Here is a 15,060-nt window from a genome sequence, read left to right as displayed (position 1 = left end):
AAGATGAAAATTTTAATTTTAATTCTAGGTATAATATTAACATCATGTAACAATAAAAAATCAATTGAACCTGAAGTTTCATTTAAAATTCATAATAAGGAACTTTACAGAAATAATTTTTTAAAAATTGAAATTATAAACAAATCCCACAATGACTATTTTATCTGTTTAGACGCAACAAGTATATATTTTAATTTAGGTATTGATTACGAAACCAACGAGTTTATTCATCCTAAACCTATATTTTATTTTAATCAAGAAATTATTGAAATTGCATATCCTTCAACTAGAATGATTAAACCTATGTATAGAGATACTACTTATATTAATTGTATTAAAAGGAATGTTAAATACAAGCAAAAGGTTTGGGATGATTTGACAGAATTAAAGAAAACACTTTTGTTAAAAAAAAATACTAGTATTGTGTTAAAATTACCCTTCAATAATAGTTACACTAGGTGTAATAAACGTTATACCTATATAACTGAAAAAGGAAATTTTGAAATACAATTTAAATATAGAATGAATAGAGAATATTTTAATAAAATAATTGACAAGAAATTTTTGTTAAAATATCAAGATATAAATTTTAAACCATATTTTGGAGAAATAGTTTCAAACAAAGTTCCATATATTTTAAAATAAGTTTGGAAACCTCCAGCTGGTGCGAGCAGAAATAATCTAAACAGCTAGCGCGATGCCTCTGGCTCGTGCCCATAAACGAGATCAAAACATAAAAATGGTTTTTTGAAAGCCAAACGTTAAATTATAATGAACAAAAAAACAACAAAAAATAAACATTCAATCATACAAATATGAAAAAAACAATTTTAGGCATAGGGAATGCCTTGGCAACTATTTTATGGTCTTGCAGTAAAGAAGATACAGGAGAAAAGCAGTTACCGTTAACTTATGAAAACATAACCGGAATTTGGTATTTCAAAAGTGTCATCACAGCCGATGGTACCATAATAGAATTTTCAAATATTCAATAAAATATCAATGAATCAATATGAAATAAAAAAAATAGAGGCTACCTTTTTAGACAGCCTCTATTTAATTTCAATTTTATAAAAATACCATTAAATACTTTATTTGGTTTTTAAGAAAACTTCATTCTTAAACTCTAAAAAAGCATTAAGTTTGCGATATGATCACTAAGAAAAAAACAAACTGGTTTAGAATGCTCTTTGAATGGAATGGATCTGTGCTACCACAGCTTTTGCCGCGTTTATTTATCCTCTTTAGTTATTCGGTATTAGTAGTCTATTTTAGAGATGATTTACTTAGCTACGACATCCATATCAATCCTGCCATTTTCACTCTTTTTGGAATAGCTTTAGCACTATTTTTAGGGTTCAGAAATACCGTAAGTTACGATCGCTTTTGGGAAGGAAGGAAATTATGGGGCGCATTATTAAATGATACTCGATCTTTAGCCAGGCAAGCTCACACTCTCGTTGAAGGAGATAATTATGATAAGGAGCGGACTGATTTTATTCACTTGTTAACTGCTTTAGTACATGCTTTAAAACACCAACTAAGAGAAACTGAGGCCGATTCTGATTTGAAAAGATTGCTTCTTAAATCAGATCATGATAGAATTAAAACGGCTGTTTTTAAACCAATCATTATTTTAAAAGAATTAGGTCTTTGGGTTAATAAAGCAAAACTTTCTGGTAGAATAGATTCGATTACTCAAACTAGTTTTGATGTAAATTTGAATAAATTATCAGATATCATTGGTGGCTGCGAAAGGATTGCTAGTACACCAATTCCTTATACCTATAGTGTATTACTGCATCGAACGGTCTATATTTATTGCTTTTTACTTCCTTTTGGTTTTGTAGAATCTACGGTTTGGATTACACCTTTGGTAATTGTTTTTATCGCTTATACTTTTGTCGCTTTAGAAGCAATAGCCGATGAACTCGAAAATCCTTTTGGTATCCAACCTAATGACTTAGCCTTAGAGGCGATGTCGGAAATGATTGAAAATACTTTAGCGGAAATAGATAATAAAAAAATAGAAACAATTCCTCGGCCAAAGAGCTATTATATTATTTAGTTTAACGTTTACAACCCCAGAATTTCTTCAGACATCATAGGGCCGCCAGGATATTTAGCGGTATAGTCAAGATTAAGCCATACTTGTCCGTGTTCGTCTATATGATAATGAATTTGTTTCTTGTAACTTTCATTTATAAACAAAACATTTTTAATTAAAAAATTTACGGTTTCGAGATCATTCAGCGTTCCTATTAATATTTCTGGATAAATATGGCCTTTCGTGTGAATAAGTCTTGGAGTTCCCCCAATAGCTCTGACACTCGCCGCCATTAAAATGGAATGGTCATCACAGTCTCCAGAAAAATAACCCGATCTCTCGGAAATGAAGTAAATATCTCGCCAACGGATAGCGCAGAATTGCATTCTGTGCCCCCCGCTACCGCACGAATCCTTTCGTGTGGTACGCTAGGTTTAAGCGAATTTTTCTATATTTACGATAAAATCTAAATCTCAATAACTATGAGTAGAAATTATAAATTCCATAATCCAGAGGGTTTGTATTTTATTAGTTTTACTCATACGTTTTTATTGTTTTTTATAGGTATTCGTGCATCCGTTTCGCTCTAGTGCAGTTGTAGGTTGGCTAGATGTATTTACTAGAAATGAGTATAAAGACCTATTTATTGACAGCCTAGTTTTTTGTCAAAAAAACAAAGGATTAGAAATTCATGCTTGGTGTATTATGAGTAATCATATACATTTAGTTTTTAGGAGTATCAATGGTCAAAAACCAGAGTTATTAATTGGAGATTTAAAAAGATTTACCAGTCAATCTATTGTAAAAAGCATACAAGAAAATCCAAGGGAAAGTAGAAAAGAATTCTTGTTGGATTTTTTCAAGAAAGAAGCTGAAAAAAGTTCTAATGTAAAGCATTATCAATTTTGGAGACATGATAATAAACCTATTGAGCTTTGGAGCAATAAAGTTATTCAGCAAAAGATTGATTACGTTCATAATAATCCTGTAGAAGAAGGCTTGGTTTACAAAGCAGAAGATTATGTATATAGTAGTGCTATAGATTATGCAGGTCAAAAAGGCCTGATTGATGATATAGTAGTTTTTAGAATGTTTGACGTTTAACGATAACGAACCACACGAAAGGATTCGTGCGGTAGCGGGGGAAGAAAAAAAATATCGGATTATTCTTTACTTCAAGAAACGCGATCTATTACCATCAATCGAGAAGGTGAAGCTCTAAAAAAGACTTGGATATGGAAGCTTGCAGGAGAGAGGGATTGTCTAATCAGACAGAAAATCGAAAAACTGAATTTAAATATTTCGAAATAAGGACTTAGCTCTATGTGGCGTAATTTTGATGGATCAGGAGCAAATCCTGGGGAGAAGTTTTAGAAAAAAGAATATTTTTGTAGCATTAACATTGAGATATGACTTCTATAGACCTTTTAAAATTTATGCTCCCTGATTTTTTAATTGAAAACTTTGAAATAGTTTCTGCAACTACTTCTGAAGAAAACTTACATCTGTATTTCGAAGAAAAAGCAAAACCTCCAAAAGAGTTTGATGCTGTAGAATTAGTATCCAAAGGCTTTCTAGATGAAATAACAATCCAGGATTTTCCTCTTAGAGGTAAGTTTGTCTATTTACACATTAAACGTCGTCGTTGGACCAATAAAGCCACTAGAGAAATCATCAAAAGAGACTGGCAATTAGTAGCTAAAGGAACTCGTATGACGCAAGAATTTGCGGCTTTTTTAAAAGAAATTAATAGATAACACACCCATTAATTGTCATGTTATTGGAGGTTTCTTTGGTGTTAATGGCAAAAAACTCCAAAGACAATATAAAAAACACCTTAGTTCTTTTAGTACTTGGGAACCTAGAGAACATGCACATCAATGGATTATTTACCCAGAAAACATAGGTACTCATTTAGCCATTGACGAAGTAGCCTTATCTCAAGGTGAACTATACACTATTGTCACCAATAAAAAATCCAAAGGCAAGAAAGGTTCCTTAGTGGCAATTGTTGCAGGCACTAAGACAGAACAAGTCATTGAACAGGTCAGTAAAATTGATTCTAAGAAAAGGCAAGCCGTTATAGAAATCACATTAGATATGGCTAATTCTATGAAGTTGATAGCTAAAAAATGTTTTCCAAAAGCTATACAAGTAACCGATCGTTTCCATGTACAAAAACTAGCCTTAGAGGCTTTACAAGAAATTAGAATCAAGCACCGATGGGAAGCTATGGATATAGAGAATCAATTGATTTTACAAGCTAAATGTAAAAATGAAACATATACTCCCCAACTTTTAACCAATGGTGATACTGTAAAGCAATTATTAGCCAGAAGTCGCTATTTACTTTATAAACCCCGATCGCTCGGATATGCAGTAAACATCTCGCCAACGGATAGCGCAGATTTGCAATCTGTGCCGACAAAGTTGAGCAAGTAATACAAGTCAAAAAGCTATACCACGTTATGGCTTTTTTAATATCTTTAAAGAAAAAAAAATGTCAACAAAATATAAAGCCACAACCACAGATGAAGCTTATTTTATAACCATAACAACCGTAGGCTGGATAGATATTTTTACAAGATTGAATCAGAAATATGTTATTACTAATGCCTTGAAATTTTGTCAAGAAAAGAAAGGTTTAGAAATTTATGCCTATTGTTTAATGTCAAGTCATTTACATTTGTTATGCAAAGGCACTGAGGGTTTTATATTGTCGGATATTATGCGTGATTTCAAGAAGTTTACTTCTAAAAAGATTGTACAAACCATTCAAGACGAGCCAGAAAGCAGAAGAGAATGGATGTTGGAGTATTTTCAAAAATCTTGTGAACATCTCAAAAAAGAGCAGAAATACAAAGTGTGGCAAGGTGGTTATCATGCCGAAATAGTTCAATCAAATTGGTTTATAAAACAAAAAGTAATTTACATTCATAACAATCCAGTGAAGGAGAAAATTGTAACACTTCCAGAAGATTATTATTTTAGTTCAGCAAGAAATTATGCAGGATTAGATTATGAATTAGAGGTAATTTTATTAGATTTGTTTTGATTGCTTATAGGAGTAGGCACGGATTGCAAATCCGCGCTATCCACACAAGGACTATTTGAATATCCGAGCGATCGGGGGTTGCAAATCCGCGCTATCCACACAAGGACTATTTGAATATCCGAGCGATCGGGATGGACAAGACCAAGCGACTTTTTCTGCAGATAATACTAAATTCAGTGATAAAATTGGAAAAAGAAGTATTGAACTACATAAAAATACCATGGGCTGGTCAATATCAAATGATGATTTTAGTAAATGGAAAGCTAATGTTGGGAAAGCATTTAAAGCTCCCCAAACTAGCTTTACTCCAACAGGGAAGGGTAAATTTAATAAGTATTTTCAACCTAATACAATCCATTTAAAATCGACAGCTGTTTATGGTGGTACAATATTTTGGAAAGAGTTAAAAGGAGAATCAATAATTAAAGGAAAATGATAGTATCCAAGATGAAATATTTAATACTGGTAATTATACTTAGCATTATCAATTGTTCTGGGCAAAGTATAGAAATAGTCACAGTTGCTACAAATAATATAAATGAGGGTATATATTACCTCAACAAAAATGGATTGGTTGTAAAATTTATTTACAATGATCATTTATCTCCTAAACAATACACGGTTCTTTATACCTATTTAGAAACAAATCTTGTTGAAAAGATTAATTATTTGGGTGGTGGAGATATAGATGGATTTGATGAAAATGAAGAAAAAAAACACATTAGTGATGCCTCTTTTCAAAATAACTATTTGTTAAAAAAAGGCATTACATTTCCTCTTCCATTTGTCAACTATGAAGAATTGGGTGATATAGTAAAAATATTCTCTAGTTGTGATAAATATCAAGTAATAACTACAAATAGTGAGAAAGTATTAAGTTTTAATAATCTTAACAAAAAGATAACTTTCAGATCTAACATTGAAAAATATATTCAACATTTAACTGTAATAAAAAAATACAAAATAATTATGAAAGATAACTTCATAGTAAAAGAAGAATACACTTTTGATGGAGGTATCCTTACCCGAATTTATCATTATGACAAAATAAATAAACTGAGCTCTATTATATGGAATTGTATATATGATAATGATTCCAATAAATACACTGAAACTAAAACCTTTTCATATAAATTAGAAAGTCGCTAACCCCCCGACGGCGCGAGCATTAGGTAACACTGGGCTAGTGCCCCGATCCAGAAGGGAATATAAGCACAATGCAGTATTCTTTAGATACCGATGTCGATGGAGTAAAAGCCATCAAAACGGTTTCGGATGCCCAGCTGTCCGAAGTGTTCAATAAAAAGAAAACGTTCTTAAAACTAGCGGATTGCTGTGCGAAGCTGTGCTGTGCGAAGTCTCCCGACTTCGTACCCATTCCAATAGGCAACTTACGAGGGCAACCAAAACAAAGAATTAAGATGAAAAATAAAGCAGGAACGGCATATAGTTGTGGGTACGAAGTCGGGAGACTTCGCACAGCGTTTTGCAAGAATATTTGCGGTTACGAGAAGACCCCAGCTCTCCGAAGACTTCCCTAAAAAGGAAACGTTATTAAATCTAGGGTCGTGCTGTGCGAATGTCTCCGACTTCGCACCCGTTCCTATAGTCCACACAGTTAAGCAGGCAAAACAAATGTTTATTTGTAGTAAAAAACTATATATTTGAATAAAAAAATATGTCAGAAGGATATAAAATAAGAGACCAAACTTTGCCACATTTTGTAACGGCAACAGTTGTAGATTGGGTTGATGTTTTTACAAGAAAAAACTACAGAGACATCGTTATAGCCTGTTTAGATTTTTGCATCAAAGAAAAGGCAATGGTTTTGTATGGTTATGTGATTATGAGCAATCATATTCATATGGTAGTGCAATTTGGCGATGGCGAGTTGTCGGATTTGTTGCGAGATTTCAAGAAATTCACGGCTACAAAAATTATAGAAAAAATAAAATCAGATCCCGAAAGCAGAAGAGAGTGGATGTTAGAGCGTTTTAAATTAGCAACCGAAAGTCATTCCAGAAACAAAAATTATCAATTTTGGCAATATGGCAATCACCCAGAAGAAATTTATAGTAACAAGTTTATGTGGTCAAAGTTAGATTATATTCACTTAAATCCTGTTCGTGCAGGAATTGTAGAGAAAGCATCACATTATACTTATTCAAGTGCCAGTAATTATGTTTCGGATACAGGCTTACTAAAAATAGAAAAAGCAGATATTCCTATTGTTGATGTTTTGAATTTGAATAATTTTACAAAATATAATGAATATTGAGTTTTAGAAAATTGGAACGGCATATAGGAGTGGGTATGAAGTCGGGAGACTTCGCACAGCATCCTTCAATTGAACAATGTTTTATTTTAGAGAACGATTGGTAGAGTGATTGTTACGCTTGTGTCCGCAAACCAAGACAACAATAAAAAGGATAATTAAAAGTAAAAGTATAAGCCCGTTGTTTGCTAAAAACAACATCAAAAAGTAATACCTTAATGAAAAACCAAATCCTACTATTTTTTCTTTGCATTAGCAGTCTTGCCTATTCTCAAAAAGAAGCCAGTTATTGGTATTTTGGTGAAGGAGCAGGAATCCATTTCAATACAGACGGCTCACTAACTCCATTAACAGATGGTAAACTCATCAACCTTGAGGGTTGTGCTGCCTTATCAGACTCCAATGGCAATTTGTTGTTTTATACTGATGGTATGACGGTGTATAACAAAAATCACCTAGTAATGCTAAATGGTACAGGACTGAAGGGAGCTTGGTCAAGTTCTCAATCGGCAACCATCGTTCCCAAGCCCGGTTCTCCAAACTTGTTTTATGTCTTTACCTTAGATGATAGCGCAAAAATTAATGGCGTACAATACAGCGAAATAGACCTTACGTTAGACGGAGGATTAGGAGGAATTACAGCCAATAAAAACATCTTGGTTTATACGCCCAGTTTAGAAAAAATATCGGTAGTAAAACACGGCAATAATAACGATTTGTGGATTGTTACCCACGGCTGGAACAGCAATACTTTTTATGCCCACTTGCTTACCGCTGCAGGGTTGAGTGCAACTCCTGTTACTTCGAATGTTGGTGGAGTTATAGGAGGTTCTCAAAACAACGTACTGGGTTATATGAAGATTTCGCCCGATGGTACAAAATTAGCCGCAGGACATTGCTTTAATTTTCTGGAACTTTTCGATTTTGATGTTGCCACCGGAAAAGTGTCAAATCCGATAAGGCTCAAGTCTAGTGGTTTTGATCAATTTTACGGAGTCGAATTTTCGCCCAACAGCAAACTTTTATACCTTGCCATTTCAAATAAGCGTGAAATTTATCAATACAATTTAAACGCTCCCAACATTGTGGCCAGTGAACTACTTATAGCAAATGGAACCAATCATTTAGGTGCTTTACAACTCGGTCCCAACAATAAAATTTACATTGCCAATTATGATGTGACCAATTTAGGAGTCATAAACAATCCTGATAATGTTGGAGTGAGTTGCAATTTACAAACCAATGCCGTTGATTTAGCGGGAAAAAAATCACAAAGTGGTTTGCCTTGTTTTGTACAATCTTTTTTCAATTCTAGTTTTACCGTTAACAATCAATGTTTAGGTGATCTAACTACTTTTTCGTTGAGTGGTAATCAAATAGTAACTTCTGCTACTTGGGACTTTGGCGATGGAACTACTTCAACAACCATAAGTCCAACTCATAGTTATACAATTGCAGGAACTTACACAGTTTCAGTTACAGCTACTGGAGCAAGTGGCACGAGTACAAATACTAAAGTCATTACCATTTCAGCAGTACCCACCGCAACAAAACCGCAAGATTTACTCATTTGTGATAACAATAATGATGGTTTGTATAACTTCGATTTGACCACACAAAACACGGCTATTCTCAACAGTCAAGATCCAAATTTATACACTATAAAATTTTTTGCCAATGCCACAGATTATGCTAATAAAATTGCTATTGCTGCACCAAATAATTATATAAATAAAGCGGCTTACCAAGCGCAAACCATTATTGCTGAAGTGAGTAATAATGCAAATTCCGAATGCAAAAGCACGACCAGTTTTGATATCGATGTGTTTGATTCGCCGAAACCAAATACTGTAATTCCAAAAATTAGCAGTTGCGATAATTCCAGTGTAGGAACAGATACCGATGGTCGGGTAATTTTCGATTTAACCCAAAGAGCCACCACAATTTTGAACGGTCAATCGGCAAGCCAGTTTGTACTTTCGTATTACAAAGATTCAGCTTTAAGTCAATTGATTACTACTCCAAATACTTATGCCAATACCAATGCTTCGGAAACGATTTATGTAAAAATGACCAATAAAGACAATGCGTCTTGTTTTGCCACAACTTCCTTTTCGATCGAGGTTTTGGCTTTGCCAGTTATCACAAATGTGGTTTCTTTGAAACAATGTGACGATGATATTGATGGTTTTAGTGTTTTTAATTTGGAAGAAGCTATTGGAAAAATCACGACAAACGCTGCCAATAAGACCATTGCTTTTTTCAAAACCCAAACTGATGCGCAAAACAATACAAACCCAATTGCAAACCCAACCACTTACACCAATCAGGTCGTTAGCAATGATGCGGTTTATGCCAAAGTATCCAACGGCAACGGCTGTTTTCGAATTGCAAAAGTCAATTTATTGGTTTCTACTACCCAAATTCCATTGAACTATGCCAAATCCTTTACCGAATGTGATGATGCCTTTTTAGGCACAAATACAGACGGCATTGCTAGTTTTGATTTTAGTAGCGTGACGAATGATATTCAGAATATTTTTCCCGCAGGTCAATTGTTAGACATTCGTTATTTTAGAAACCTTGCCGATGCTTTGGCAGAAAAAAATGCTATTACAGATATTTCAAATTATCGAAACATTGGTTATCCGAATACTCAAAAAATCTATATTCGGGTAGATAGTCAAGTCAATAATGATTGTCTGGGATTAGGCAATCATATTACCTTAAATGTAGAACGTATTCCTATTGTACAATCCTTGACACAAATTCATTGTGATGATGACCAAGATGGAAAATTTGCTTTTGATACTACCAATCTGCAATCGCAATTAATAAACGGATTGACGGATGTCACAGTCACTTATTTTGACGGAAACAACGTGCAATTGTCAAGTCCATTGCCCAATCCATTTGTGACGGCTTCACAAACACTGAAAGTTGTTGTGACTAATAATACCGCAAAAGCCTGCTCGTACAATTCAACACTACAATTTGTCGTGGATGATTTACCCGAAGCTTTTCCAGTTCCAACAATTTTAACAACCACTTGCGATGATGAAGCAGACCCTAGTTTACAAGATGGAAAATATGCTTTTGATACGGCCACTTTTCAAAACACCATTTTAGGAGGACAAACGGGAATGATTGTTAACTATTTTGATCAAAATAACAATGCATTGCCTAGTCCGCTGCCGAACCCTTTTGTAACGACAACCCAAAATGTGAGAGTTGAAGTCATCAACCCAGTAAACACAACTTGTACTGCAACAATAACGCTGCCCTTTGTTGTGCATCCAGTTCCTAAAATCGCTTTAAAAGGAGATGAATTAGTATGCAGTGATTTACCTTCGTTTACCAAGGATTTGGATGCTGGACTTTTGGACGGTTCGGATACAAATGACTATACTTACACCTGGTCGTTTAACGGAAACGCAATTGCGGGAGAAACGAATTACATTTTAACCGTAAACACGGCAGGTCTTTATACAGTAAAAGTTACCAACGCTCAGGGGTGTTCGAGAACGAGAACGTTTACTGTTCTAGCCTCGGATAAAGCGAATATTACCGATGTGAAAATTGTAGATTTAGCCGAATCAAATAGTATAACGGTAAGTGTCGCTGCTAGTTTGGGCAATTATATATATACTCTCGATGATGAAAACGGTAGCTATCAAACGGACAATGTTTTTACCAATGTGAGTGCTGGAATCCACACCGTTTATGTTAAAGATTTGAATGGTTGTGGTATAAAACGAAAAGAAGTTGCAGTTCTTGGAATTCCTAATTATTTCACGCCAAATGACGACAGCTATAACGACTATTGGAACATCAAAGGCGTAAATGCCTCCTTCAATACTAATACAATTATCCATATTTTCGACCGATATGGAAAATTAGTGAAACAAATCAGTCCATTAACCCAAGGCTGGGACGGCACTTTCAACGGACAGCAAATGCCAGCAGCGGATTATTGGTATTCCATTCAATTAGAAGACAGTCGGGTTATTAAAGGCCATTTTGCATTGAAGAGGTAGAAAAATATATTTTTACAAATAACACTAAAACAAAAATACTATCATCCTAATTTGAGCTGTACTATTTGATCTAAAAAAAGCAATATAAAAATGACGTTTGTTATAATTACATTCAACAAATTACAATAGTAAAGCTATAATCACAACTTACTAATTTACCGAAGTAAAAGTCAAATATTTTTTAGTTTTATAGAAAAAAGACATAATGCAAAAACTTCAAAAACTACCTTTGGCATAGCGTAAAACCCAACAAAACAAGGAGCTTACAGAATACTAAAACAAAAATTTGTGAAGAATAAATTTTTGTGATATTTTTTTATCACAAAATTATCACATTTTTATCACAATTATTCCACATTTTTATCATCGTGTTTTATTTAAATTTTGGTTGCAAAATAACTATTCATCTCATTTAAAATAAAACTCTCGAGCTTCTCATAATCAAATCCTGGCGTAGTGTAACTTTGCCCACAAAATTTAAAGAAACGAAACGAACTTGTATCACCCTGAACTCTGATCAAATCCATTAAAACCTTGTCAAATTCAATAACGAGCGAATCTGGCAAAATACCTTCTAGCTTTTTAATGGTTCTTATATAGCGATTTAATTGATCGTTTGTAGCTATACATTTTTCGTTTTTCCTTTTACTAAAAACCCAAACGACCAATTGCAAAAATTCGTTTGAATTAATCAATTCATGGCTATGGTCAAAAACGATTTCTTTTTCAAATAATTTTCCAGAATAAAAATCATCCAAGTGATTTCTCAAATAATTCGAAACGGTAACATTTAATAGTTCTGCTTCCTTTGCTACTTGAGCTCTTAACTCTTTTGGTAACCTAAAATTTAAAGATGGATCTTCATTTTTTATGTTTTGTTTTTTCATTGGCTTTTCATTAAAGGAAAATAGTCCTGTTTATTATTTTGAATCTAACTTCATATTAAACACCGTTGTCAATATAAAATCTTCTACTTCCGCATCTAAAAGTAGAGGTTCTTTTTTTACTCTCTTTTTAGAAAACGCATCACTTTTAGGTGTTTCTGATTCAGCAATTTTATTGTCATTCTGGTTATTTGAGTTAGGAAATTCAGTTTCAGATTCAGTCGTTAGCTCTTTATAATAGATCCCTAATCTTGATGTAAAGTCAGGTAAGTAGGTTAATAACAATTCATCATAATCATAATGTTCTTTAACAACAACTTCTTTCTCTTTATAAAAGCGACTTATCAATTCCAAAAGATGACTTTTGTATATATTAAATTGAATTTCAAAAGAGCCCTTTACACTAAAATCAACTGTATCCTTAAAGTAAAAACCCAATTTACCACTTAACAAACTAACTGCTTTACAATAAAAATTAACTTTATCAAAATACTTTTCAAGTATATAATCGAATGCAGCTTCCCCTAATTCATCTCTCTTTTGAAGAAGTTGAATGATATTGCTCTCAAATAATCGAGGCTTTTCCGCAAGCTTCTCCATAAATAGATTGTTATCAAAAAACATCATTCCGTTTTTTAAATCCAAATAAAAAAGTTCATCAAAAAAATGTTCAGGAAAATCAAAGCCCATTTTCTCCAGCACTATTTCAGGAAAAATTGATTTTGGAATATAAAACCCAAGATCTTTTACTAGTACCTGAACTAAATGATCTAAAAAAGTTTCTATTGATTGTTCCTTCATTTTAATTGGCTTTGCCTTATTATTATACTTGTGTACTCTATTTTAAACTTTTCGAATAATCTTCTGGCAACTCTGCATCTATTTCACGTAAATATTTGCTTAAGGCTTCCATTGAAGTATGTCCTGTGATCAGCATCAATTTGCTTTTGGTTTCAAAAGGTGTCATCGTTTTAGCAAAATCTTTGTATAGTTTGGTAATAAATGTATGTCTAAAACTATACAAGCCATAATCCACTCCTAGATTGAAATGATCTTTGATTACCGACTTGAACCTTTTGGAAAAATAATCCCTTTTATTATCAATTCGAGTGCTCCACTCTCCTCCTATTTTCTCTGGCGTGAATAACACTAAATCCTTTCCTAACATAGAAAGATCTGGTAAATCATTTAGTAATATCTCTGGAATGATCTTCGTTTTAAAGGAACTATTCTTTGCTTTAAATTGAATCGTTTTATTAGTTAAATTTAAATCCCCCACCTTTAACCTGCAAACTTCAATAGGACGCAAAAAATTATAGGAAATAAACTTGATAAAGAGCAATAAAATAGGATCATGCTTTTCGAGATAAGTAAAAATATCTTCTTGCTTTTCTGTAGTGTAAGTTTTGTTACGTTCGGGAATTGATTTTAAGACTGGTATACTTTTAACAAAATTGAGTTCAATGATATCATTATCTTCCAAGGTTTGCATTAAACTACTAAGATCCACTCTAGAATTATTTCTAGAACGGGCTGAAGTCCTATAAAGTTCTTCATTTAAGAATTGAATGACATCTTTTTTCCCTAATTGATTTATGCTCTTGATCTCAGGACGATTTGTAGTTAACCATTTTAAAAAGTTATCGACCCTGTTTTCGTCATTGCTTTTCGTTTTAGGACTAATCAGTTTCTCTTTCAATTTAAGACTCAAATCGAAAGCTTCTCTTAAAGACATTTTAGGCTCTTCTTCAACTGCAGTAATACTTACAGGAGATTCTTCCATAACGGGTGGCGCAACACTTTCTTTCTGTACTCTTTTAGCATATAACTCCGCATTATCTTCAAAGGGATTAAAACCAGCTTTTAAAAGCGTTACCAATTTTTTGGATCAAGTCTAAAAGTTGTGGGGAAATATTAAATTTCGATATTTGTATTTCAAAATTATATAGAAATGCAAGACTCTTTTATTGAACTTCTCAAATTGTTATTACCTGAAATTATTGTTGATTATTTCGAACTTACTTCCTATAAAAAAGGGGAAGAAATTCTTCATCTTTATTTAAAAGAGATCAATTCTATACCCAAAGAATATCGTCAAGCTAAATTAAGCTCCAAAGGTTTTTTTGATGAGATAACTGTTCAAGACTTTCCTATTCGTGGACATCAGGTTTATCTRCACATCACTCGCAGAAGATGGCTTAATGAAGATACAGGAAAAGTCGTTTTTAGAGATTGGAATTTAGTAGCAGACGGAACTCGGGTAACACAGGAGTTTGCGTCTTTTTTAAAAGAAATCAATAGATTCTAAGCCTAATGATTGCAATGCTATTGCTTCTTTCTACGGTGTAAGCGGTAAGAATCTACAACATCAGTACAAAGATTTCTTAAGTGATTTTAAAATGTGGAATCAAAAACCACACGCAAAAAAATGGCTTATTTTCCCAGATAACATTGGAAAACGAYTATCAATAGACGAAACCTCCTTATCTAATGGCGAACTCTATACAATTCTAACTAATAAGTCAGCCAAAGGTAAAAAAGGAACTATAGTAGCAATGGTTGCTGGAACTAAAGCTGAAACTGTGATTGCTATCATTGAAAAAATACCGCTTAAACAACGAAATCTAGTTACCGAAATAACCCTAGATATGGCAGGAAATATGGGACTCATTGCCAAGAAATGCTTTGCTACTGCAACTCTTGTTATCGACCGATTCCATGTTCAAAAACTAGCTACAGAGGCTTTACAAGAAATAAGAATC

Annotated in this window: 17 protein-coding genes and 1 pseudogene; 13 read left to right on the top strand and 5 right to left on the bottom strand. The window is 33.4% G+C overall.

The genetic code is table 11. From position 1 onward, the window contains the following. Positions 1-3 precede the first annotated feature (3 nt). The 3 genes from E0F76_RS16905 (at position 4) to E0F76_RS16895 (ending at position 2,068) form a co-directional block, all read left to right on the top strand. Positions 4-645 (top strand): hypothetical protein, encoded by a 642-nt coding sequence (locus tag E0F76_RS16905; RefSeq protein WP_132008930.1) that lies wholly within the window; start codon positions 4-6, stop codon positions 643-645. A gap of 170 nt (positions 646-815) precedes the next feature. After that, a complete protein-coding gene (locus E0F76_RS16900) occupies positions 816-995 on the top strand; it encodes a hypothetical protein (protein WP_132008927.1) in 180 nt (59 codons plus the stop codon). A gap of 155 nt (positions 996-1,150) precedes the next feature. Next, a complete protein-coding gene (locus E0F76_RS16895) occupies positions 1,151-2,068 on the top strand; it encodes a bestrophin family protein (RefSeq protein ID WP_132008924.1) in 918 nt (305 codons plus the stop codon). Between the two features lie 8 nt (positions 2,069-2,076). Here E0F76_RS16895 and E0F76_RS16890 read toward each other — a convergent pair. After that, positions 2,077-2,391, bottom strand: a pseudogene (locus E0F76_RS16890) (transglutaminase); the annotation flags it as partial. Between the two features lie 226 nt (positions 2,392-2,617). Between E0F76_RS16890 and E0F76_RS16885 the strand changes: the two are divergent. The 6 genes from E0F76_RS16885 (at position 2,618) to E0F76_RS16860 (ending at position 6,251) form a co-directional block, all read left to right on the top strand. Further along, positions 2,618-3,151 carry a transposase gene (locus tag E0F76_RS16885; protein WP_342773099.1) on the top strand — a complete coding sequence of 178 codons (534 nt, stop codon included), beginning with the start codon at positions 2,618-2,620 and terminating at the stop codon, positions 3,149-3,151. 305 nt (positions 3,152-3,456) lie between these two features. Then, a complete protein-coding gene (locus tag E0F76_RS16880) occupies positions 3,457-3,804 on the top strand; it encodes an ISAon1 family transposase N-terminal region protein (RefSeq protein WP_132008921.1) in 348 nt (115 codons plus the stop codon). Beyond that, on the top strand, positions 3,797-4,489 hold the full coding sequence (locus E0F76_RS16875) for an ISAon1 family transposase (RefSeq protein WP_132008918.1): 693 nt from the start codon (positions 3,797-3,799) through the stop codon (positions 4,487-4,489). Before E0F76_RS16880 ends, E0F76_RS16875 begins: the two co-directional genes overlap by 8 nt. A gap of 58 nt (positions 4,490-4,547) precedes the next feature. Beyond that, positions 4,548-5,102 (top strand): REP-associated tyrosine transposase, encoded by a 555-nt coding sequence (locus E0F76_RS16870; protein ID WP_132008915.1) that lies wholly within the window; start codon positions 4,548-4,550, stop codon positions 5,100-5,102. Positions 5,103-5,157: 55 nt separating this feature from the next. Beyond that, complete coding sequence (locus E0F76_RS16865) at positions 5,158-5,538, top strand: hypothetical protein (RefSeq protein WP_132008912.1); 381 nt, start codon at positions 5,158-5,160, stop codon at positions 5,536-5,538. Beyond that, positions 5,535-6,251, top strand: a complete 717-nt coding sequence (locus tag E0F76_RS16860; protein ID WP_132008909.1) for a hypothetical protein — start codon at positions 5,535-5,537, stop codon at positions 6,249-6,251. Before E0F76_RS16865 ends, E0F76_RS16860 begins: the two co-directional genes overlap by 4 nt. A 34-nt stretch (positions 6,252-6,285) precedes the next feature. On the opposite strand, the gene E0F76_RS16855 is transcribed toward E0F76_RS16860, so the two are convergent. After that, positions 6,286-6,594, bottom strand: a complete 309-nt coding sequence (locus E0F76_RS16855) for a hypothetical protein (RefSeq protein ID WP_132008906.1) — start codon at positions 6,592-6,594, stop codon at positions 6,286-6,288. 186 nt (positions 6,595-6,780) lie between these two features. On the opposite strand from E0F76_RS16855, the gene E0F76_RS16850 reads away from it, so the two are divergent. Then, entirely contained in the window at positions 6,781-7,380 is a 600-nt protein-coding gene (locus E0F76_RS16850) for an REP-associated tyrosine transposase (protein ID WP_132008903.1), read from the top strand. 215 nt (positions 7,381-7,595) lie between these two features. Then, positions 7,596-11,414 carry a T9SS type B sorting domain-containing protein gene (locus E0F76_RS16845; protein ID WP_132008900.1) on the top strand — a complete coding sequence of 1,273 codons (3,819 nt, stop codon included), beginning with the start codon at positions 7,596-7,598 and terminating at the stop codon, positions 11,412-11,414. 377 nt (positions 11,415-11,791) lie between these two features. On the opposite strand, the gene E0F76_RS16840 is transcribed toward E0F76_RS16845, so the two are convergent. The 3 genes from E0F76_RS16840 to E0F76_RS16830 are packed head-to-tail and all read right to left on the bottom strand — an operon-like array spanning position 11,792 to position 14,177. After that, the gene (locus E0F76_RS16840; protein WP_132008897.1) at positions 11,792-12,301 is read right to left on the bottom strand and encodes a hypothetical protein; all 510 of its coding nucleotides are present in this window, start codon (positions 12,299-12,301) and stop codon (positions 11,792-11,794) included. A 33-nt stretch (positions 12,302-12,334) separates the two neighbouring features. After that, the gene (locus E0F76_RS16835; RefSeq protein WP_132008894.1) at positions 12,335-13,099 is read right to left on the bottom strand and encodes a hypothetical protein; all 765 of its coding nucleotides are present in this window, start codon (positions 13,097-13,099) and stop codon (positions 12,335-12,337) included. Positions 13,100-13,136: 37 nt separating this feature from the next. Beyond that, on the bottom strand, positions 13,137-14,177 hold the full coding sequence (locus E0F76_RS16830) for a tyrosine-type recombinase/integrase (RefSeq protein WP_132008891.1): 1,041 nt from the start codon (positions 14,175-14,177) through the stop codon (positions 13,137-13,139). Positions 14,178-14,249: 72 nt separating this feature from the next. On the opposite strand from E0F76_RS16830, the gene E0F76_RS16825 reads away from it, so the two are divergent. Both E0F76_RS16825 and E0F76_RS16820 read left to right on the top strand, forming a co-directional pair. Then, positions 14,250-14,606, top strand: coding sequence for an ISAon1 family transposase N-terminal region protein (locus E0F76_RS16825; RefSeq protein ID WP_132008888.1), 357 nt, complete (start codon positions 14,250-14,252; stop codon positions 14,604-14,606). Positions 14,607-14,697: 91 nt separating this feature from the next. Then, on the top strand, positions 14,698-15,060 hold a 363-nt coding region (locus E0F76_RS16820; RefSeq protein WP_246022094.1), incomplete at its 3' end, for a transposase.

Origin of the sequence: Flavobacterium cellulosilyticum, assembly GCF_004349355.1 — a bacterium.
Classification (GTDB): Bacteria; Bacteroidota; Bacteroidia; order Flavobacteriales; family Flavobacteriaceae; genus Flavobacterium; species Flavobacterium cellulosilyticum.
The sequence above is the reverse complement of the archived record's forward strand: the minus strand, read 5'-3'. Positions and strand labels throughout refer to the sequence as shown.